Origin of the sequence: Variovorax trehalosi (genome assembly GCF_051216415.1) — a bacterium.
In the GTDB taxonomy this organism is placed as follows: domain Bacteria; phylum Pseudomonadota; class Gammaproteobacteria; order Burkholderiales; family Burkholderiaceae_C; genus Variovorax.
Genome location: NZ_JBPJZG010000001.1, coordinates 780,576 through 800,434, shown reverse-complemented (window position 1 = coordinate 800,434; position 19,859 = coordinate 780,576). Strand labels below are relative to the sequence as shown.

Here is a 19,859-nt window from a genome sequence, read left to right as displayed (position 1 = left end):
TCTGGCCGTAGCCTCAGATGTCCAGCACCAGCCGCTCGCCCTTGCAGCGAGAGACGCAGATCATCATGGTCTTGTTGGACGCACGTTCGATCTTGGTGAGGATGCCGTCGTGGTGCTCGACTTCGCCTTCGAGAACCGCTGTTTCGCAGGCGCCGCACACGCCCTCTTTGCAACTGTGGTCGGGGTTGAGGCCGGCGTCGATCAGGCTGTCGAGAATCGACTTGCCCGCCGGCACCTCGACGCTCTTGCCGCTCTTCGCGCACTGCACCACACATCCCTGTGTCGCGCTCGGCGCTTCAACATGCACCGCGGCAAAACGCTCGATGTGCGCGTTGGCGTAGCCGAGCTGCTCGCAGCTCTTCTCGAACGCATCGAGCATCGGCGTCGGGCCGCAGCAGTAGTAATGGCTGGTGGCGGCCTTGCCGCCCAGCAGCGCCGCGAGGTCGGGCGGTGCGCCCTTCTCGTCGTCGAAATGCCAGGTGAGCTGGATCGACTTCTCTTTCGCGAGCGCCTCGATGGCCTCGCAGAACGCGGCCTCCTTGCGGGTGCGCGCGCAGTACAGCAGTTCCACCGGCCGGCCGATGGCCACGAGCCGCTGCAGCATGCACCAGATGGGCGTCACGCCGATGCCGCCGGACACCAGCACCGAGCGCTCGGCATCTTCCTGCAGCTTGAAGTTGTTGCGCGGCGCCGAGATCGGCAGCGTCATGCCCACGCGCAGTTGCTGGTGCACATAGCGCGAGCCGCCGCGGCTCTTGCGGTCGCTGAGCACGCCGACCACATAGCGCTGGCGATCGCTGGCCGGGTTGCACAGCGAGTAGCTGCGCACCAGCCCGTTGGGCAGGTGCAGGTCGATGTGGGAGCCGGCCTCGAAGGCCGGAAAGTCCACGGCGGGCGTGGCCGGCCGGAACTCGACACTGACGATGCCGTCGGCCTCGTAGCGCATCGTGTGCACGAGGGCGTTCAGCGTGGGAGAAGACATGGGCGTGCTCGCTTCCCGGTCAGGCCGTGGCGGTCTCTGTGGCTTCGGCCAACTGCGCAACTGCGAGGTTGCGCATGTGGCGGCGCAGGCGGACGATGCCCAGGTCGTGCTGGTACAGGTTCTCGTGCTGGTTGGCGTCGGGCTCCATCTCCTCGAGCATCACGCGGTCCTGCTCCAGCACGTGCCAGTGGCGCGCCTCCAGGCGGTTCTTGTAGAGAAAGCGCCAGGTGTCGCGCTCCCAGCCCTTCGGAAGCTTGCGCACGCGCCAGAAGAAGGTGGCCGTCATGCCCTTCACGATCGGCGAGAAGGCGCCGACGATGATGAAGTTGCCGCCGGGGCCGCCGGTCTTCGGGTACGGAATTTCAAGCCGCATCCAGTGGATGCCGGTGTCGGCCCACTCGGTCCAGTCGAAGTTGACGTTGCGCTGGCCTTCCTTCTCGAACACGAAGCCGATGTCGGTCGGGCGGATGCCGAACTTGGCGCTCGAATCGCCTTCGGCCATCGAGTGCGACTGCTTGTGCAGGTACGTGCCGTGCATCGGGTCCATCACGTTGTCCAGCACATAGCGGTAGTCGCCCTTCCACTCGGTGTAGCAGAGGAAGCTGCCGTATTCGGCGTCGTCGGTCAGTTGCTCGGGCAGCACCAGCGGCGGCGGAACGTCGACGGGCTCCTTCGAGTTGTAGAGGAACACGGCACCCGCGCGCTCCTGCACATGGAAATGCCGCGTGGCCCTCGAGCCTTCGAGCTTGCAGCCGGGACTGCCGGGCACGCGCGTAACGATGCCGTCATGGCGCACCTCGACCCCGTGGTACGGGCACGAGAGCCGGTCGCCCAGGATCACGCCCTGCGACAGCGGCGCGCCGCGGTGCGGGCAGCGGTCTTCCAGCGCATGCAGCACGCCTTCGCCATCACGCCACAGAGCAATCTTGCGGCCGAGGCGGCGCAGGGAGATGGGGTTCTCCTTGATGAAGTGCGAGGGGCAGATCGGGTACCAGAGGTCCTTGAGGCCGATCTCGAGCAGGTGGTCGACCGGGTCTGCGGGAACGGGTTGGATGGCGATGGTCATGGTGGGTTCTCCTCAGGCGGCCAGCGTGGCCATCTCTTTGCGGTACAGCGCCTCGGTCCAGGGCTGGCCGCCGGGCGTGGCGAGGCCGTTGTCGTTCAGGCGCTGCACGAGGCCGCCCAGGTCGTGGATGCCATCGGCAAAGGCGCGCTCGATCACGTCGCCCAGCAGGTCTTCGTAGGTGGTCGCGGGGCGCTGGCGCGCCTGGTGCGGTTGGAGATAACGGTCTTGTTGCATCGTGGGCCTCCGGGGGTGAGGTGAAATGAAATCAGGCAGTAGCTGCTGCGACGGCAGGCGCGCCGAGCGGCACGGCCCAGGCGTCGTAGCCGTAGACCCAGTCCGCATTGCCGCCTTCGCGCAGCCAGTTGTTGCCGCGCGAGCCGAGCTGCACCTGGCTCGCGCGTTCGATGCGGGCTTTCTCGTAGTCCTTCAGCGCATCGGCCGCGTCCGCGAGCGCCACTCCTTCGAGGTGGCGGGACAGCACCACGGCGTCTTCGATCGCCATGCCCGCGCCCTGCGCCATGAAAGGCAGCATCGGATGCGCGGCATCGCCGAGCAGCGCCATGCGGCCTTCGGCCCATGCGGGCATCGGGTCGCGTTCGTACAGCGCGGTCTTCAGCACCGTGTCGCAGGCATCGAGCAGGGCCCGCGCCTCGGGGTGGTAGGCCACGTACTGCTCCCGCAGCTCGTCGACGCTGCCGGGCGCGGTCCACGACTCGAGGTGCCAGGTGTCCTGCGGCGTGGTCGCGAAGATGAAGATGTCCTTGCCGCGGTTCAGCGGGAAGGTGACGATCTGGCTCTGCGGGTTCGGCCCCCACCACTTGGTGAACGCGCCGAGGTTGGGCACACCGGCCACGCGCTCGGCGGGCACCACGGCGCGGTAGGCGACGATGCCGGTGAAGCGCGGGCTCTCGGCGCCGAACATCGCGGTGCGCACGCACGAGTGGATGCCGTCGGCACCTAGCAGCACGCCGACGCGCGCGCTCGTGCCGTCGGTGAACGAGAGGGTCACGCCCTCTTCGTCCGCAGCGATCTTCTCGGCGCGCTTGCCCAGGGCAACGCGCTCGGCCGGGAACATGTCGGCCAATGCGGCCAGCAGGTCGGCGCGGTGGATGGTGAGCTGCGGCGCACCGTAGCGCTCCTCCGCCGAATCGGCCATTTCCAGGCGCGAGGTTTCCTCGCCAGTATCGTAGGTGCGGCTGATGCGGTGCGACGGACGCGCCGCCGTCACGCGGGCTGCTTCGCCGACGCCCAGGCCATCGAGCGCGCGCACTGCGTTGGGCGTGAGGTTGATGTCCGCGCCGACGCGGGCGAACTGCTTCGCCTGTTCGAACACGACCACGTCGTGCCCCGCGCGCCGCAGCGCGATGGCAGCCACCAGGCCGCCGATGCCGGCACCGACGATGCCGATGGTGGATTCGCTTGTCTTCATGATGCCTCTTGGTTGTTCTTGCATGCGGCTCACTCGGCCACGATGTTGCGGGCCTTGATGATCCGGGCCCACACGGCGGTTTCGTCGCGGATGTGCGCGGCAAATGCAGCCGGCGTCATGGCTGCATCGGTCATGCCCTGCACCTTCAGGCGCTCGCGCACGTCGGGCTGCGCCAGCATCTGCGCCGCATCTTTCGCGAGCTGCTCGACCACGGCGGGCGGCGTGCCCTTCGGCGCCAGCAGGCCGTACCACGAGGTCACCGTCACGCCCTGGATGCCCTGCTCCGCCAGCGTCGGAATGTCGGGCGCCGCCGCGCTGCGCGTCGCCTCGGTCACGCCCAGCGCAACGAGCTTGCCGTTCTTGATGAAGGGCATGGTCGCGGGCAGGTTGCTGAACATCAGTGGCACCGAGCCGCCGAGCACATCGTTGAGCGCGGGCGCCGTGCCCTTGTAGGGCACATGCAGCAGGTCGATGCCGGCCTGCTGCTTGAACAGTTCGCCCGCCAGGTGCAGGCCGCTGCCCACGCCGGGCGAGGCGTACGACAGCGTGTTCGGCTTGGCTTTGGCCATCGCCACCAGCTCCTTCGCGCTCTTGATGCCCGACGACGGCGCGGCCACCAGCACGTTGGGCGCCTTGGCGAGCATGGTGACGGGCACGAAGTCCTTCGCGATGTCGAACGGGAAGTTCGGCATCAGCGTCGGGTTGATCGTGAGGTTGCCTGCCGGCACCACGAGCAGCGTGTGGCCGTCGCCCTTCGCGCGCTTGACCTTGTCGATGCCGATGTTGCCGGCCGCACCCACGAGGTTCTCGACCACGGCCGCCTGGCCGTAGCGCTTGGCAAGGCCATCGGAGAGCACACGTGCGAGCGTGTCGACCGGGCCGCCGGGCGGGAATGGCGAGACGATGGTGAATCGGTCGCTGGAGAGCTGCTTCTGCGCATCGCTCTGCGCATACACCGGCATGGCGACAGCGGCCAATGCGGCGAACAGAAGGGAGATGGAGAAACGTCGTTGCATGGTGATCGAGGTCGTCATTTCTTCTCGGTGAGGAAGGCGCCCTTCGGGCCTTCGGCGTTCTTCTGGCGGCGCGTGTTGCCATCCAGGCCGCCATCGACCGCCCATTCGGCGAACACCGTCGGGCCAGGCTCGAACTCGCGCGGCTGCCAGTCGGCGGTGAGTTGGTCTTCATCCGCGTAGTACTCGATGAGTCCACCGGCCGGGTTCTTGAAGTACCAGAAGTACGCCGACGACACCGGGTGCCGCCCGGGGCCGAGCTGCGTTTCCCAGCCGCGACGCGAGAAATGCAGGCCACCACCAAAGACTTCGTGGATGTCGCGCACGGTGAACGCCACGTGGTTGAGCCCGCGCTTGCCCGAGGGGATCTGCAGCAGGAACAGGTCGTGGTGGCCGCCCTCTGCCGCACAGCGCATGAAGGCGCCACGGTTCGGGTAGCTGTCGGACGAGACGAAGCCGAAGCGATCCGCGTAGAACGCGCTGGTGCCCACCACGTCGCTCACGAAGAACACGACGTGGCCGACCTCGATCGGCGTTGCACGGTCGTAGATCGGCGCGGCCTGGTTCACTCGCGGCTTGGCGTTCCAGGTGTTCATTGCGCCGCAGTCGACTTCCACCGTGTGCTTGCGGCTGACCTGCAGGCGCACCGCGAGGCCGTTGGGGTCGATGCAGCCGATGCGGCGTGCGCCGTCGACGGTGCCGTCGAAGAAGGCCGGGTCTTTCGCGATGGCGGCGGCGTAGCGGTCCAGATCCGCATCGCTCTCCACGCCCCACACCACTTCGCGCAGCGTCGGGCCCTCTTCCATTGCGGGCGGCAAGCCCGCCTTGTCCAACGCCGCGACGACGACCTTGCAGCCGTTGAGGCACTCGAAGACGAGTTCGTCGGCGGCTTCCGACTTCAGTGCGAGGCCCCAGTCCTCGAAGAACCGGCGGCAGGTGGGCAGGTCGTCTGCCCCGTAGGTGATCTGGTCGATGCCTAGAACGCTCATGGTGGTGTCCTCTTCAGTTCGCCCACGGGAGCGGTTGTTCATTCGTGCCCCAGTACATGCTCTTCTGCTCCATGTACTGGAAGATGCCTTCGCGGCCTTTCTCGCGGCCGAGGCCGCTGTCGCGCCAGCCGCCGAACGGCGTGGAGACGGAGAACTGCTTGTAGGTGTTGACCCAGATGGTGCCGGCCTGCACCGCGCGGCCGAGCTTCCAGGCGCGCTTGAAGTCGCGGCTCCAGACGCCAGCGGCCAGTGCGTAGACGCTGTCGTTCGCCTGCGCGATCAGCGACTCCTCGTCGTCGAAAGGCATCGCGACGAGCACCGGGCCGAAGATTTCTTCCTGGCTGATGCGTGCGCTGTTGTCCAGGCCTTCGATGATGGTCGGCTTGTAGAAGTAGCCGTTGTCGTAGCCGGCACCGTGCGGGCGCACGCCGCCCGTGCGGATGCGGCCGCCTTCGGACACGCCCAGGCCCACGTAGCGCTCGATGCCTTCGCGGTGCTTCGACGTGATGAGCGGGCCCATCTGCGTCTGCTCCGATGCCGGGTCGCCCACGCGCAGCGCATTGGCGCCTTCGGCCAGCCGCGTGAGAAATTCGTCGTAGATACTGCGCGCGACAAAAAGGCGCGAGCCCGCAATGCACGACTCGCCCGACGAACTGAAGATGCCGTACAGCACGCCGTTCACCGCATGGTCGAGGTCCGCATCGTCGAGCACCATGGTGGGCGACTTGCCGCCCAGCTCCAGCGACACCGGCATCATCTTGTCGGCCGCGATGTGGGCGATGTGCTTGCCGGTGGTGGTGCCGCCGGTGAACGACACGCGCTTGACCAGCGGATGCTTGGTGATCGCATCGCCGATGACCGAGCCCTTGCCCGGCAGCACGCTCACGATGCCCTTGGGCACGCCGGCCTGCTCGCAGATGCGCGCGAGTTCCAGCGCCATCAGCGGCGTGACTTCGGCGGGCTTGACAACCACCGCATTGCCGGCTGCGAGCGCGGGCGCCAGCTTCTGCGCTTCGCTCGCGATCGGCGAGTTCCACGGCGTGATGGCGGCCACCACGCCCATGGGCTCGTGCACGCTCATCGTGACGAAGGCGCCGCGCGACGGGGTGATGGTTTCTTCGAGCGTCTCCAATGCGGCAGCGAAGAACTGGAAGGTGCCCGCCGCGCTCGCCACGAGGTTGCGGGTTTCGTTGATCGGCTTGCCGTTGTCCAGGCGCTGCTTCTGCGCGAGCGATTCGCTCTCTTCGCGGATCAGCTGCGCCACGCGGTGCAGCACGGCGGCGCGCTCGTGCGGCAGGCGCTGCGCCCAGCCGCTGGTGCGGAAGGCGTGGTCGGCGCGGACGATGGCCTCCTCGACGTCGGCGAGGCTCGCGGCCTTCAGGCGCGCGATCGGCTCGCCCGTGGCCGGGTACAGGCTTTCATACACATCGCCGCCGCCCAGGCGCCATTCGCCGGCAATGCAGATCGGAAGAAGTTCGGAAGAAATCATGGGGAGAAATTCAGATGGCGAGGGGTGCGACACGGTTGCGCAGCGCGCGCACTGCGCTGTACACGGTCAACGCGGAGGTCTTTGGGTTGGCCGCCAGCGGCTTGTTGCGCATGGTCAGCTCGAAGCTGCCGAAGGCGCCTTCGGCTTCGACGGTGTGCACGTTCTCTGCGGTGGCGGGGTCTGCGATCAGGCGCACCTGCGTCTTGTCGAGGCCGAGCCCTGCGAGCGAGACGGTGGCCGCGACGTTGGCGTTCTTCGGGTACAGCAAGGCGGCTTCGCGCGCGCTGCCTTCGAAGATCACGGTGGCCTGCGTCAGCTTGTCGAGGTCCCGGCCCTGTTCGGCCGGCGTGCCCTTCCAGGCCTTCGGCGGCTTGCGGCCGGTGTAGCGCACGCCGTCCAGGCCCCCGATGCGGGCGGCGGCGAGCGCATCGATCCCGCCGATCGCGCCGGGAATCAGTTGCACCTGCGTGCGGCCTGCGACAGCGGCGGCTTCGAGCTTTTCAGCGAGACCGGCGGTCGACAGCGCGCCGACTGAGGCAACTACGCAGGGCGTGCCGCGCGCCAGCGCCGGCAGCACATGCTCTTCGATGGCGGCATGGCCCGCGGTCTCGACCACGAGGTCGATGCCGGCGACAGGCACCATGCTCAGCACCTCCGCGCCGGGCAAGGCCTTCTGCGCGGCGGCCATGCCTTCGGCGGGCACGACGACGACCGTCACCCGCAGGGCCGGATCGCCCCGAAGCAGTTCGAGCACCGCGGTGCCGATGGCGCCGCAGCCGATGAGAGCGATGCGTGTGATGGCGGTCATGCGTTTGGCTCCGCTCGTTCTCACTTGGCGGTGCCGAGCGCGGGAATCTGCGTGACCGTGTTGGTCGGCGGGCCGGCGAAGCTGGTCTTGAAGCCGCCGACGGAGAGCATGTCGATCTCCAGCAGGAACGGGCCGTCGGTGGACAGCGCTTCGTCCAGGCGCGTCGGCAGGTCGGCCAGGTCCTTCACGCGAGCGTGCGGCAGCGCGATCGACTTGCACAGCAGGTCGTAGTCGGGCGTGTGCAGCTCGGCGTAGCACTGGCGGCCGCCGTACTGCGCGTCCTGAATGTTCTTGATGACGCCGTAGCTCTTGTCGTTCATCAGCACGATCACCATCGGTGCCTTCTCCTGCACCATGCAGGCGAGCTCGCCCAGGTTCAGGATGAAGCCGCCGTCGCCGGCCAGGCAGAAGGTCTTGCGGCCCGAGCCGGTCACTGCCGCGCCGATCGCCGCGCCGATGGCCATCGGCATGCCCTGCCCAATGCCGCCGCCCGTGGCGTGCACGCCGGCGCTCGGCTCGAAGATGCGCAACTCGCGGTTGCCCCAGGTGCTGTTGGAGACGGTCACGTCGCGCACCCAGTTGAACTTGCGGCCCGCTGCTTCCTGGATGCGGCGCACGAGTTCGGCATACGGGCCGAGGCCGTCGCGCAGCGTGGCCACCGCCTGGTCGTGCGCGGCGCGCAGGTCAACCAGCAGCTGCGCATCGGCCCGATAACCCTTTGCCTCGAGGCGATCTGCCAAGCCTTCGAGCGCCAGTGCCGAGTCGCCGCAGACGAAGGCCTCGGAGGCATAGCAGCGGCCTTCGGCGGCGGCATCGGCGTCGATGCGGTACAGCGGGCGCGGCAGCTTCAGTTCGTACTTGAGCGTTTCGTTGCCGCGCAGGCGCGAGCCGACCACGAGCATCGCGTCGCAGGTTTGATAGAAGGCCTCGACCGGCTTCTGGATGTTGTAGGCGCCGAGCGAGCCGGCGTCATCCTCGGGCACCGTGCCGCGGCCCTGCGTGGTGGTGACCACGCCGAAGCCGAGCTTCTGCAGGCGCTGGATCGCACTGCGGGCATGGCGTGCACCGCCGCCCACCCACAGCAGCGGGCGCTTGGCAGTTGCCAGGCGAACGGCGAGCGCATCGAGCGCGGCGGCGGACGGCACCGGTCGCTCGATGGGCAATGGCGACAGGTCGGCAGGCATCGCCATAAGCGCCGACTGGATATCGATCGGGATCTCCACGCTCACGGGACCGGTGGGCGCCGTCAGCGCGAGCTGCACCGCGCGCTTGAGCGTGCCGAGCGCCGTCTCGACGCTGCGCACGCGCAGGGCCGCCTTCGACACCGCCTTGAGCATGGTGAACTGGTCGGGTGCCTCATGGATGTACGACATGCCCTTGTCCAGGTACGGCGTCTCGATCTGCCCGGTGATGTGCAGCAGCGGCGCGCCGGCGGTCAGCGCCTCGACAAGGCTGCCCGCGATGTTGCCCGCGGCCGGGCCGGTGCTGGTGATGCATACCCCCAGGCTGGCGGTGGAGCGCGCATAGGCGTCGGCCATGTTGCCCGCGCCCGCCTCGCCGCGCGCGGAGATGAAGCGCACCATGCCGCGCTGCGCGAAGGCATCGAGGATCGGCATGTTGTGGATCGAGATCACGCCGAAGGCCGCCTTCACGCCGCACTGTTCGAGAAAGGCCGCGACGACTGCGCCGACCGTGACCATGTTGTTGTTGGGTTCATGCATGGCGCGACAGGCCTCCGGAGATATCGATGTGGCTGCCCGTCGTGTACGAAGCGAGGGGCGAAGCGAGGAAAAGGATCGCGCGTGCGGCTTCGGTCGGAAGCCCCAGGCGACCCAGCGGGATGTGTTTGTTCTGCGCGAGCTGGCCGCTCCATGCGGGCCAGTCCTGCGACTTGTCTTCGCGCGCTTCGAAGCGGCGGCGCCACTGGCCCGACTCGACCAGTCCGATCAGGATGCCGTTGACGCGCACGCCCTGCGGCGCGAACTCGGTGGCCATCGAACGCACGAGGTTCAACAGCCCCGCACGCGCGGCCGAGGTGGCGACCATGTGCGGCTCGGGCTGGCGCGCAAGCAGCGAATTGGCGCAGACGATGGCCGCATCGCCCAGCACCGCGCGCTGCGCAGCGAGCTGCGGCAGGAAGGCGCGCGTGGGGTTGATGACCGAGAAGAACTTCAAGTTGAGCTCTTCGGTCCAGGCCGCGTCGTCGGTCGTGGCAAAAGTGGAGACGCGCCCTTGCCCCGCGTTGTTGACGAGCATGGAAGCCGGGCCGAGCGCGGCCTCGCTGGCGGTGGCGAAGGCCTTGACCGCGTCGCCGTCGAGCACGTCGCAAGACTGCGCGAAGAGCTTCGCACTGGGAAACTGCTCGCGCAGGCCGGCCACCGCGCGGTCCAGCCGCTCGGCGTTGCGGCCGCACAGCGCGACGGCGGCGCCGCTCGCAAGCAGCAGCTCGACGGTCGCGAGGCCGATGCCCGAGGAGCCGCCCGTGACCACCGCCACACGGTCCGCCAAGGCGTCCGCAGCAAAAAAGGAAGATGCCTGCATCGTCATTTCCGTCATGCGCTGCGAAGCGGCACCACCTTGTTGGTACGCGCGGGCGAGTAGTTCAAGAGGCCCGAGATCTCGTCAGCGACGCTGCGCACGCGCAGGACCATCTCGTCCATTCGGCTTTCCTCGATGTGGTCCGAGGTGATGGTCGCGCCCAGCGCCGCCACGATGTGGCCGCTGTGGTCGCGCACCGGCGCGGCGATGCTGGAGATGTTCGATTCGAAGAAGCCCTCGCCCAGCACGTAGCCGCGCGAGCGGTCGGCCTGCACCATGTCGAAGAGTTCGTTCACCGTCTTGGGCGTGCTTGGCGAGAAGGTCTCCAGCTTGTCTTCGGGATAGAGCGCGCGCAGCTGCGGCAGCGTGAGGTCTTCCAGCAGCACACGGCCGAGCACCGTGGCATGGGCCGGCAGGCGCGTACCCACGGTGACCGAACTGGCGAAGGGCGTAGGTGGCGCGACCTTGGCGACGTAGACGATCGAGCGGCCGTCGCGCACCACCAGGTTGCAGGGCGTGCGCAGCTCGTCGCACAGGCGATTGAGCAGCGGCGTGCCCAGTTGCGTGAGTTCCAGCGAGGCGAGGTATTCGAAGCCCAGGCGCAGCACCGCAAGGCCGAGGCGGTAGTCGCGGCCTCCCTCGGCGCGTTCGAGGAAGCCCATGTTCTCCAGCGTGGTGAGCAGGCGGAACACGGTCGAGCGCGGCAGGTCGAAGCGGCGCGCCAGCTCGGGCGCGGAGAGCGTGCGGTTCTCGCGGCTGAACTCGCACAGCACGCGCAGGCCGCGTTCGAGTGCGGGCACGTTGTAGCGGTCGGCGCCCTCTTCCATCGCTTCGTTGTCGTTGGTGGCCATGGTGATTGGTTGTTTCCGTTGGTTGTTCTTTGGTCGCCCGGCTCAAGCGGCGAGTGCTTCGCGCAGCAGCGCGGCCACGGCCTCGGGCCGCTCCACGTAGCTGGCGTGCCCGGCGCCTTCGATGGGTTCGAGCGTCACCCCGCAGCCGCGCGCGACCTCGGCGCAGGCTTCTGGCGTGGTGACGACATCGAGCGTGCCACAGGCCACGCGCGCCGGCATGGCGGGCGGCAGGTCGGCGACGAGGTCGCCGTTGCACAGCAACTCGACCGCCTGGCGGTAGCCGCCGTCGTTCAGGCGCGCCATGTTCCAGCGCACCCATTGGCGCGCGAGCTCGCTGGCGTTATCCGAGACCAGGCGGCCCGAGCGCTTCGCGGCCATGCCGGCGATGCCGAGTTCGTCGAGCGTGGCGAGGCGCTCGGTGCGCACCCTGGCGCGGGCTTCAGCGCGGGACGGCGCGCCGTAGCCGGCGGCCGGGCTGATCAGCACGAGGCGGCGGATGCGCGAGGCCAAGGCCGAATCCCTCCGCGCAGCGGATGCCGCCGTGAGCGCGCCGAGCGAATGGCCCACGAGCACGCACGACTGGATGTCGAGCGCATCGAGCAAGGCATGCAGTCGTTCCGCGTAGTCCGCAGCGGATGGCGCTGCCGGCGCGAGGGCTGTCGACGCGCCGTAGCCCGGCGCATCCCACGCGATCACGCGGGCCTGCGGCGCGAGCAGCATCGCGACGTTGAGCCACGACGCCGCGCCCGAGCCGATGCCGTGCAGGCAGACGATGGCCGGACCCGTGCCGCGTTCGCGCACCGACACCACCGCACCACCGCCGACCGGCACGGCGCGCGCGGGGAAACGGTCGCCCAGCAGTGCCAGCTCGGAGGCGGGCAGCGCCAATGCGTCGGTGGCCATCGTGTCGCTCATGGCGTGCTCAGCGCTTGATCTTCGCGAGCGGGTGATCGGCCGGGTATGTCGGCGTGATCGGCTTCTTCGCGCCAAGCATCACGCACATCAGCGCGTCTTCGTCGCCGATGTTGATCTCCTCGCGGTACACGCCGGGCGGCACCGAGATGAGGTCGCGGTCGGTCATGATGGTCTCGAAGCGCTCGCCGTCCTTCTCGATCACGACCTTGAGCTTGCCGCGGATGAGGAAGAACACTTCTTCCACGTCGGTGTGCAGGTGCGGCGGGCCTTCGTGGCCGGCCGGGATCACCATGGTCGAGAAGGTGAAGTGCTCAGAAGGCACGGTGTTCACGTCCTTCGCAACGCCGGTGCCGCCGGTGCCCACGTAGCGCATCTGCGCGCGGCGGAACTTGGGGTCGAAATCAGCCTGGAACTTCAGCGCGTCCCAGTCGTACTTGCGGGTTTCGTAGCGCGCGATGCGGGTGTTCATCCACTCGGCGAGGCTCGTGCCCTCGGGCTGCGCCAGGGTCGTGCCGGCGGCATCGTTGATCTTCTGTTGTTCGGACAAATCGCTCATCGGGTTTACTCCTTCGTCGGAAAAATTCAGTGCATCGCAAAGCCGCCGTTGACGGCCAGCAGTTGGCCCGTCACGAAGCGTGAGAGGCCGGACAAGAGGTACAGCGTGGCGCCGCACACATCAGCCGCCTGCTGCTCGCGCGGGATGGCGCGGCCTTCGAGGTATTTCTGGTGGCGCGCCATCGGCACGTACTCGGTCGCCTCGACCAGCGTGAGGCCCGGCGCCACGGCGTTGACGGTGATGTTGTCGCCGCCCCATTCGCGCGCCAGCGAGCGCGTCATGGAGATGACCGCGCCCTTGCTCGATGCGTAGGCCAGCAGGTTGGGAGCGCCCCAGAGGGCGGTGTCGGAAGCGAGGTTGACGACGGCGCCGCGGCCGCTCGCTGCCAGTGCGCTGCGGCAGGCGCGGCCCATGAGCCAGGTGCCGCGCACGTTGACGTTCATCACGCGATCCCACATGTCGATCTCGAGCTGGTGCGCATCGCGGCCGCCCGAGTTGGTGATGGCGGCGTTGTTGACCAGCCCGTCGAGCCCACCGAGCAGGCGGATCGCTTCGGCCGCACAGGCATCGATGGAGGCCGGGTCCGACAGGTCAACGGTGACCGCATGTGCCTTGTGGCCCGCGTCGCGCAGCGCCTTCGCTTCGGTCTCGGCGAGTTCGCCGAGGATGTCGGCCAGCACCACGCTCGCACCCGCCGCGGCGATGCACTGCGCGAACGCGAGGCCCAAGCCGCGTGCGCCGCCGGTCACAAGAACGCGACGTCCCGTGAGAAGGCTGGCGGGCAACTCGGCCAGCAGCGACTGCAGGCTCGACGAATCGGGAATGGCTTTGAGTTCGGTCATGGCGTGTTCAGTCGGCCTGGATGCCGAGCTCCTTGATGACCTTGCCGAAGCGCGTGTAGTCGGCCGCGTTGGTCTTGCCGAGCACGTCGGCATCGCCGCCCACGGGCGTAGTGCCGAGCACGGCCATGCGCGCGACGATGTCGGGCATCTTCAGGATCTCGTTGAAGTGGCCGTTGAGCGTCTTCACGATCTCGGCCGGCAGGTTGCGCGGGCCCCAGAGGCCGTTCCAGGCGACCACCTCGACGTCCTTGTAGCCCAGCTCGGCGAGCGTAGGCACATTGGGCGCGAGGGGCGAGCGCTGGGCCGATGCCACGGCCAGCGGCTTGAGCTTGCCGTTGGCGAAATAAGGCGCGACCGGGCCGAGCGTGATGAAGGTCACCGGCACATGGCCACCCAACACGTCGTTGACCGCGGGCGCCACGCCCTTGTAGGGCACGTGCGCGAGGCTCGCACCCGAGGCGCGAGCGAACATCTCGCCCAGGATGTGCATCGGCGAGCCGCTGCCCGGGCTCGCGTACGAGAGCGACTTGCCGGCGCCCTTGGCGGCGGCGACCGCGTCCTTCGCGGTGGCGATGCCGCTGCCGCCACTCGCCACCAGGAACAGCGGCTGGCTGCCGGTCTGCACGATCGGCGTGAAGCCGGCGAGCACGTCGTAGCCGGAGGCGCCGTTGGTCTTGAGCACCAGCTGCGCGATCGAGAAGGTGCTGGGCGCGAGCAGCAGCGTGTAGCCGTCGGGCGCCGCCTTCGACACATAGCCGCTGCCGATGATGCCGCTGGCACCCGGGCGGTTGTCGACCACCACCGGCTGCCCCACGCGCGCCGAGAGTTTTTCGGCAAAGAGCCGCGCCAGCGCATCGGTGTCGCCGCCGGCCGGATAGGCAACGACCAGCGTGATCGGCTTGGCGGGGTAGTTCTGTGCCCAGGCAAGACCGGTGGCGCAAACGCCGACCAGGGACATGGCGGCGGCAATGGCGAGGCGGCGTGTGTGTTTCATAGGTCCGTCGTGGTCGGCGTTTTGTTTCATTAGAGAAACAACGATTTATTAATGGAACGCACGAAGGATAATCACGAAGACAACTTCGTGACTAAGTAGAAACCCCTAGATGTCGCAACCCAACGTAAACAGGGCGGCCCTTTCGGACCGCCCTGCTCGTTGGGATGCGTGTCGTGCCTATTAGCCGCCGTAGCGCGCCACGGTCAAGCCTTCCATGTCGATCTCCGGGGCCTTGCCGGCGATGAGGTCGGCCATCACGCGGCCGGTGCCGGCTGCCATGGTCCAGCCGAGCGTGCCGTGGCCGGTACTCAGCATCAGGTTGGGGATGCGCGTGGCGCCGACGACCGGCGTGCCGTCGGGCGTCATCGGACGCAGGCCCGTCCAGAAGGAAGCCTCGCGCACGTTGCCGCCCTTGGGGAAGAGGTCGGTCACGACGTGTTCGAGCGTGTCGCGCCGCCGCGGGTTGAGCGCGAGGTCGAAGCCCGAGAGCTGCGCCGTGCCGCCCACGCGGATGCGGTCACCCAGGCGGGTGACCGCGACCTTGAAGGTCTCGTCCATCACGGTGGATTCGGGCGCGCCGCTCGCGTCGGTGATCGGCACGGTGATCGAGAAGCCCTTGACCGGGTACACCGGCAGGTCGATGCCCAGCGGCTTGACCAGCGCGGGCGAATAGCTGCCGAGCGCGACGACGTAGCGGTCGGCGGTGAAGCTGCCCTTGTCGGTGCGCACGGCGCTCACGCCCTTCACAGCGTCGTGCTCGATGGCCTGGATGTTCACGCCGAACCTGAAGGTCACGCCCGCAGCTTCCGCCAGTTTGGCCAGCGCCTGCGTGAACTTGAAGCAGTCGCCGGTCTCGTCGCCCGGCAGGCGCAGGCCGCCGACGAACTTCTCCTTCACCGCGGCGAGCGCGGGCTCGTAGGGCAAGCAACCGTCGCGGTCGAGCACCTGGTAGGGCACGCCGGAGGCCTTGAGCACTTCGACATCTTTCGCAGTGCCGTCGAGCTGCTGCTGCGTGCGAAAGAGCTGCAGCGTGCCCTGCATGCGCTCGTCGTACTGGATGCCGGTATCGGCACGCAGGGCCTTCATGCAATCGCGGCTGTATTCGGCCAGCCGCACCATGCGGCCCTTGTTGAGTTCGTAGCGCGCCTGCGTGCAGTTGCGCAGCATCGAGAGGCCCCAGCGCCACATCGCCGGATCGAGCATCGGCTTGACGACCAATGGGCTGTGCTGCATCAGCATCCACTTGATGGCCTTCACCGGAACGCCGGGACCGGCCCAGGGCGCCGAGTAGCCGGGCGAGACTTCGCCGGCATTGCCGAAGCTGGTTTCGAGCGCGGGGGCCGGCTGGCGCTCCAGCACCGTCACCTCATGGCCGGCGCGTGCCAGGTAGTACGCCACCGAGGTGCCGATGACACCGCTGCCGAGAATCAGGACCTGCATAAGAACTCCCTCTTTCTTGTGGGCCGCAACGGCCTGAGGGTACAGGCTAAGCGCTACAGGCCGAGCGCATCCTGCAATTGGCGTGCCGGCCAGCGCTCGGGCCGCTGCGGCCAGGCTTCAAGCAGCGCGACCATGCGCGCATTGCGCGGCGCGCTCAGGCCATGTTCCTGCGCGAGTCGCACGACCTCGCCGCTGAGCGCATCGATCTCCGTGCGGCGGCCGAGCGCCAGATCGTCGGCCATGCTGGAGCGCGCCTTGGCATCGATGCGCAGCATCCGCGCCGCGACGATGCGAAAGAGCCAGTCGGGCAGACGCAGCAGGCTCGCCAGCCGCTGCGCCGGCACCGCTGCCACCTGCGCGGGCGTGATGCCGCTCACGCCAAGCACGCCGAGCGTTTCGTCGATGAGTGCCGCAAAGCACTGGCGGTAGCCGCGGTGCATCAGCTCCTCGCGCAACGGAAGCCCCGAGAGCGCGTTGACCGGGTTGTTGAGGTTCAGCAGCAGCTTGCCCCACTGCACCGGCAGCAGGTCTTCGTGCAGGTCGAGCGGCACGCCGGCGCGCTCGAACACGGGGAGCCACGGGCGCAGCACCGCGTCGTCCTTCGCGGCAAGCCGTCCGGGCGTACCGCGATGGAAGGCGCCGTCGCCGATCTCGGCCACGTTGTACGGCACCATGCCCGGCAGCACATTGAGCGACGGGCCGGCCTGCGATGCGGCCGCGCTGTTGGAGATGCCGTTCTGCAGCGAGACAACCGTGGTGCCCGCGGGCAGCGAGAACGCCAGTTCCCTCGCCGCGTCGGCAGTGGCGCCGCTCTTCACACAGAGAAGCACCAGCGCGGGCTTGGCGCCGGCAGGCACCTGCTCGCACAGGCGCAGCGCCGAAGGCAGGATGTGGTGCTTCGCGCCGTCGAGATCGCTGAGCGAGAGGCCGCGGTCCGCGAGCTTCTTGAGCACGCGGGGCCGGCCGACGAAGGTGACGGGCACGCCCGCCGCGGCGAGCCGGCCGCCGATGTAGCAGCCGATGGTGCCCGCGCCCATCACGAGCACCTCGCCGGGAGGCGCGCCAGACTTTTCGCCGGGCAGCGCTTGCGTCATCAGACGCGTTCCGCGACCCAGCCCTGAACCGATTTCAGCGCGGCAGGCACGCCCGCCGCATCGGTGCCGCCGGCCATGGCCATGTCGGCCTTGCCGCCGCCCTTGCCGCCGACCTGCTGCGCCACGAAGTTGACCAGCTCGCCGGCCTTGGCCTTGCCCACGGTGTCGGCGGTGACGCCGGCCGCGATCTGCACCTTGTCGCCGTCGACGGCGGCTAGGACGATGATGGCGGTCTTGAGCTTGTCCTTGAGCTTGTCCATGGTGTCGCGCAGCGTTTTCGCATCGGCGCCGTCGAGCTTGGCCGCGAGCACCTTGATGCCGTTGACGTCGATGGCCTGTGCAATGAGTTCGTCGCCCTTGGACGATGCGAGCTTGCCCTTGAGCGAACCCACTTCGCGCTCCAGCGCCCTCACCTGCTCCAGCACCTGCGTGAGGCGGCCCTGCAGCTCGGCGGCCGGCGACTTGAGCGTGGCGGCCACGCTCTGCACGGTCGATTCGAGGTCCTGCAGGTAGGTGAGCGCGTTGGCACCCGTGACCGCCTCGATGCGGCGCACGCCGGCGGCCACGCCGCCTTCGCTCACGATCTTGAAGAGCCCGATGTCGCCGGTGCGGCCCACGTGGGTGCCGCCGCACAGTTCGCGGCTGGTGCCGATGTCGAGCACGCGCACGGTCTCACCGTACTTCTCGCCGAACAGCATCATCGCGCCGGTCTTCTGGGCCGATTCCATGTCCATCACGCGCGCCTGCGTGGCGACGTTGGCAAGGACTTCGGCGTTCACGCGCTTCTCGATCTCCAGGATCTGCTCGCGCGTGACGGGTGCGTTGTGCGCGAAGTCGAAGCGCGTCTTGTCGGCATCGACCAGCGAGCCCTTCTGCTGCACATGGTCGCCGAGCACTTCGCGCAAGGCCTTGTGCATCAGGTGGGTGACCGAGTGGTTGCGCATGGTCGCGTTGCGGCGCTCGCCGTCGACCGCGGCCTTGACCGCGTCGCCCACCTTGAGCGTGCCCTGGGTCTGCGTGCCGTGGTGGCCGAACACGTCGGCCTTGATCTTCTGGGTGTCGTCGACACCGAACTGCACGCCTTCGGCGCTGAGCACGCCCTGGTCGCCGACCTGGCCACCGCTCTCCGAATAGAAGGGCGTGGTGTCGAGCACGACGATGCCGGGCTGGCCTTCCTTCAGTTCATTCACCGCTGCGCCTTCGAAGTACAGCGCCACGACCTTGGCGTTTTCCTCGAGGTGTTCGTAGCCGGTGAAGGTGTTGCCCGCGCCGGTGTATTCGACGTTGCGGTCCATCTTGAACTTGCCGCCTGCACGGCCCGCGGCCTTCTGCTTTTCCATGGCGACGTTGAAGCCGGCCTCGTCGACGCTCACGCCGCGCTCGCGGCAGACGTCGGCCGACAGGTCGAGCGGAAAGCCGTAGGTGTCGTGCAGCTTGAAGGCGACGTCGCCCGGCAGCGTCTTGGCACCGCCGGCCAGGGCCGCATCCAGAATTTCCATGCCGTTGGCGAGCGTCTCGAAGAAGCGCTCTTCCTCGGCCTTCAGCGTGTCGGTGATGCGCTTCTCGTCGGCCACCAGCTTGGGATACGCATCGCCCATCAGCTTCACGAGGTCGGGCACCAGCTTGTGGAAGAACGGCTTCTTCTGGCCCAGCTTGTAGCCGTGGCGGATGGCGCGGCGCACGATGCGGCGCTGCACGTAGCCGCGGCCTTCGTTCGAGGGGATGACGCCGTCGGCCACCAGGAACGAGGTGGCGCGGATGTGGTCGGCGATCACGCGCAGCGAGTTGTTGCCCAGGTCTTTCTCGCCGGTCTCGCGCGCCGCAGCCTTGATGAGCGCATCGAAGATGTCGATTTCGTAGTTGCTGTGCACGTGCTGCAGGATCGCGGCCAGGCGCTCCAGGCCCATGCCGGTATCGACGCAGGGCGCGGGCAGCTTCTTGACCGAGCCGTCGGGCTGCATGTCGAACTGCATGAACACGTTGTTCCAGATCTCGATGTAGCGGTCGCCGTCTTCATCGGGCGAGCCGGGCGGGCCGCCGGGGATCTCGGGGCCGTGGTCGTAGAAGATCTCGGAGCACGGGCCGCACGGGCCGGTGTCGGCCATCATCCAGAAGTTGTCGGACATGTAGCGGCCGCCCTTGTTGTCGCCGATGCGCACGACGCGCTCGGGCGGCAGGCCGATTTCCTTGGTCCAGATGTCGTAGGCCTCGTCGTCCTCGATGTAGACGGTGGCCCAGAGCTTCTCGGCCGGCAGCTTGTAGACCTTGGTCAGCAGCTCGAAGGCCCAGGTGAGCGATTCGCGCTTGAAGTAGTCGCCGAAGCTCCAGTTGCCCAGCATCTCGAAGAAGGTGTGGTGGCGCGCGGTGTAGCCCACGTTCTCGAGGTCGTTGTGCTTGCCACCGGCGCGAAGGCACGCCTGGACCGAGGCCGCGCGCACATAGTTGCGCTTGTCTTCGCCGAGGAACACGTCCTTGAACTGGACCATGCCCGAATTGGTGAACATCAGCGTCGGGTCGTTGCCCGGCACCAATGAGCTCGAAGCCACGACGGTGTGGCCCTTGGAGGCGAAGAAATCGAGAAAGGTCTTGCGGATGTCCGCGACCGTGAATGTGGGCTGGCTCATCTTTGGATTTCGTCTTCTGTCGAGGGCGGCCTGGCGATGGCGACCTCTCGTCGAAACCACTGCGTCGAACCGACCTAACTGCTTGATTTGCTTGAACAAACGATTATAGGTTTGCCCATGGAGCCCGGGCGGCCCCGGGGCCAACGGCATGATCGGGGCGCCGCGGCTAATATGCACCCTGGCGCCCGCGCGGCCGAACCAAACGCGGCGAGCCCCGTCCTATTCATAT

At 67.9% G+C, this 19,859-nt stretch carries 18 protein-coding genes; all 18 read right to left on the bottom strand.

Going from position 1 to position 19,859, the window contains the following annotated elements; translation table 11 throughout:
* Positions 1-13 precede the first annotated feature (13 nt).
* A complete protein-coding gene (locus ACSFA7_RS03765) occupies positions 14-982 on the bottom strand; it encodes a PDR/VanB family oxidoreductase (RefSeq protein ID WP_435498140.1) in 969 nt (322 codons plus the stop codon).
* A gap of 19 nt (positions 983-1,001) precedes the next feature.
* A complete protein-coding gene (locus ACSFA7_RS03760; RefSeq protein WP_435498139.1) occupies positions 1,002-2,048 on the bottom strand; it encodes a Rieske 2Fe-2S domain-containing protein in 1,047 nt (348 codons plus the stop codon).
* A gap of 12 nt (positions 2,049-2,060) precedes the next feature.
* Entirely contained in the window at positions 2,061-2,282 is a 222-nt protein-coding gene (locus ACSFA7_RS03755) for a recombinase-like helix-turn-helix domain-containing protein (protein WP_435498138.1), read from the bottom strand.
* A gap of 31 nt (positions 2,283-2,313) precedes the next feature.
* Positions 2,314-3,477: an FAD-dependent monooxygenase gene (locus ACSFA7_RS03750; protein ID WP_435498137.1), complete on the bottom strand. Its 1,164-nt coding sequence runs from the start codon at positions 3,475-3,477 to the stop codon at positions 2,314-2,316.
* 29 nt (positions 3,478-3,506) lie between these two features.
* Positions 3,507-4,511 (bottom strand): Bug family tripartite tricarboxylate transporter substrate binding protein, encoded by a 1,005-nt coding sequence (locus tag ACSFA7_RS03745; RefSeq protein WP_435498136.1) that lies wholly within the window; start codon positions 4,509-4,511, stop codon positions 3,507-3,509.
* Positions 4,508-5,479: a VOC family protein gene (locus ACSFA7_RS03740; protein ID WP_435498135.1), complete on the bottom strand. Its 972-nt coding sequence runs from the start codon at positions 5,477-5,479 to the stop codon at positions 4,508-4,510. Before ACSFA7_RS03740 ends, ACSFA7_RS03745 begins: the two co-directional genes overlap by 4 nt.
* A 13-nt stretch (positions 5,480-5,492) precedes the next feature.
* A complete protein-coding gene (locus ACSFA7_RS03735) occupies positions 5,493-6,968 on the bottom strand; it encodes an aldehyde dehydrogenase (RefSeq protein ID WP_435498134.1) in 1,476 nt (491 codons plus the stop codon).
* 10 nt (positions 6,969-6,978) lie between these two features.
* Entirely contained in the window at positions 6,979-7,776 is a 798-nt protein-coding gene (locus tag ACSFA7_RS03730) for an aspartate dehydrogenase (protein WP_435498133.1), read from the bottom strand.
* A gap of 20 nt (positions 7,777-7,796) precedes the next feature.
* Complete coding sequence (locus ACSFA7_RS03725) at positions 7,797-9,497, bottom strand: thiamine pyrophosphate-binding protein (protein WP_435498132.1); 1,701 nt, start codon at positions 9,495-9,497, stop codon at positions 7,797-7,799.
* Positions 9,490-10,323, bottom strand: a complete 834-nt coding sequence (locus tag ACSFA7_RS03720) for an SDR family oxidoreductase (protein WP_435498131.1) — start codon at positions 10,321-10,323, stop codon at positions 9,490-9,492. Before ACSFA7_RS03720 ends, ACSFA7_RS03725 begins: the two co-directional genes overlap by 8 nt.
* 5 nt (positions 10,324-10,328) lie before the next feature.
* Positions 10,329-11,165 carry an IclR family transcriptional regulator gene (locus ACSFA7_RS03715; protein WP_435498130.1) on the bottom strand — a complete coding sequence of 279 codons (837 nt, stop codon included), beginning with the start codon at positions 11,163-11,165 and terminating at the stop codon, positions 10,329-10,331.
* A gap of 42 nt (positions 11,166-11,207) precedes the next feature.
* On the bottom strand, positions 11,208-12,080 hold the full coding sequence (locus ACSFA7_RS03710; RefSeq protein ID WP_435498129.1) for an alpha/beta fold hydrolase: 873 nt from the start codon (positions 12,078-12,080) through the stop codon (positions 11,208-11,210).
* A 7-nt stretch (positions 12,081-12,087) separates the two neighbouring features.
* Positions 12,088-12,636 carry a cupin domain-containing protein gene (locus ACSFA7_RS03705; protein ID WP_435498128.1) on the bottom strand — a complete coding sequence of 183 codons (549 nt, stop codon included), beginning with the start codon at positions 12,634-12,636 and terminating at the stop codon, positions 12,088-12,090.
* A 26-nt stretch (positions 12,637-12,662) separates the two neighbouring features.
* Positions 12,663-13,478, bottom strand: a complete 816-nt coding sequence (locus ACSFA7_RS03700) for an SDR family oxidoreductase (protein ID WP_435498127.1) — start codon at positions 13,476-13,478, stop codon at positions 12,663-12,665.
* Positions 13,479-13,485: 7 nt separating this feature from the next.
* A complete protein-coding gene (locus tag ACSFA7_RS03695; RefSeq protein WP_435498126.1) occupies positions 13,486-14,472 on the bottom strand; it encodes a Bug family tripartite tricarboxylate transporter substrate binding protein in 987 nt (328 codons plus the stop codon).
* Between the two features lie 180 nt (positions 14,473-14,652).
* Positions 14,653-15,912, bottom strand: coding sequence for a D-amino acid dehydrogenase (locus ACSFA7_RS03690; RefSeq protein WP_435498125.1), 1,260 nt, complete (start codon positions 15,910-15,912; stop codon positions 14,653-14,655).
* Positions 15,913-15,965: 53 nt separating this feature from the next.
* On the bottom strand, positions 15,966-17,006 hold the full coding sequence (locus ACSFA7_RS03685; RefSeq protein WP_435498124.1) for a 2-dehydropantoate 2-reductase: 1,041 nt from the start codon (positions 17,004-17,006) through the stop codon (positions 15,966-15,968).
* A complete protein-coding gene (gene alaS / locus ACSFA7_RS03680; RefSeq protein WP_435498123.1) occupies positions 17,006-19,630 on the bottom strand; it encodes an alanine--tRNA ligase in 2,625 nt (874 codons plus the stop codon). Before alaS ends, ACSFA7_RS03685 begins: the two co-directional genes overlap by 1 nt.
* Positions 19,631-19,859 lie beyond the last annotated feature (229 nt).

Bases quoted from the DNA above. Each gene is read 5' to 3' on its own strand.
- ACSFA7_RS03765 (WP_435498140.1), bottom strand. From the start codon at position 982: ATGTCTTCTCCCACGCTGAACGCCCTCGTGCACACGATGCGCTACGAG.
- ACSFA7_RS03760 (WP_435498139.1), bottom strand. From the start codon at position 2,048: ATGACCATCGCCATCCAACCCGTTCCCGCAGACCCGGTCGACCACCTG.
- ACSFA7_RS03755 (WP_435498138.1), bottom strand. From the start codon at position 2,282: ATGCAACAAGACCGTTATCTCCAACCGCACCAGGCGCGCCAGCGCCCC.
- ACSFA7_RS03750 (WP_435498137.1), bottom strand. From the start codon at position 3,477: ATGAAGACAAGCGAATCCACCATCGGCATCGTCGGTGCCGGCATCGGC.
- ACSFA7_RS03745 (WP_435498136.1), bottom strand. From the start codon at position 4,511: ATGACGACCTCGATCACCATGCAACGACGTTTCTCCATCTCCCTTCTG.
- ACSFA7_RS03740 (WP_435498135.1), bottom strand. From the start codon at position 5,479: ATGAGCGTTCTAGGCATCGACCAGATCACCTACGGGGCAGACGACCTG.
- ACSFA7_RS03735 (WP_435498134.1), bottom strand. From the start codon at position 6,968: ATGATTTCTTCCGAACTTCTTCCGATCTGCATTGCCGGCGAATGGCGC.
- ACSFA7_RS03730 (WP_435498133.1), bottom strand. From the start codon at position 7,776: ATGACCGCCATCACACGCATCGCTCTCATCGGCTGCGGCGCCATCGGC.
- ACSFA7_RS03725 (WP_435498132.1), bottom strand. From the start codon at position 9,497: ATGCATGAACCCAACAACAACATGGTCACGGTCGGCGCAGTCGTCGCG.
- ACSFA7_RS03720 (WP_435498131.1), bottom strand. From the start codon at position 10,323: ATGACGATGCAGGCATCTTCCTTTTTTGCTGCGGACGCCTTGGCGGAC.
- ACSFA7_RS03715 (WP_435498130.1), bottom strand. From the start codon at position 11,165: ATGGCCACCAACGACAACGAAGCGATGGAAGAGGGCGCCGACCGCTAC.
- ACSFA7_RS03710 (WP_435498129.1), bottom strand. From the start codon at position 12,080: ATGAGCGACACGATGGCCACCGACGCATTGGCGCTGCCCGCCTCCGAG.
- ACSFA7_RS03705 (WP_435498128.1), bottom strand. From the start codon at position 12,636: ATGAGCGATTTGTCCGAACAACAGAAGATCAACGATGCCGCCGGCACG.
- ACSFA7_RS03700 (WP_435498127.1), bottom strand. From the start codon at position 13,478: ATGACCGAACTCAAAGCCATTCCCGATTCGTCGAGCCTGCAGTCGCTG.
- ACSFA7_RS03695 (WP_435498126.1), bottom strand. From the start codon at position 14,472: ATGAAACACACACGCCGCCTCGCCATTGCCGCCGCCATGTCCCTGGTC.
- ACSFA7_RS03690 (WP_435498125.1), bottom strand. From the start codon at position 15,912: ATGCAGGTCCTGATTCTCGGCAGCGGTGTCATCGGCACCTCGGTGGCG.
- ACSFA7_RS03685 (WP_435498124.1), bottom strand. From the start codon at position 17,006: ATGACGCAAGCGCTGCCCGGCGAAAAGTCTGGCGCGCCTCCCGGCGAG.
- alaS (WP_435498123.1), bottom strand. From the start codon at position 19,630: ATGAGCCAGCCCACATTCACGGTCGCGGACATCCGCAAGACCTTTCTC.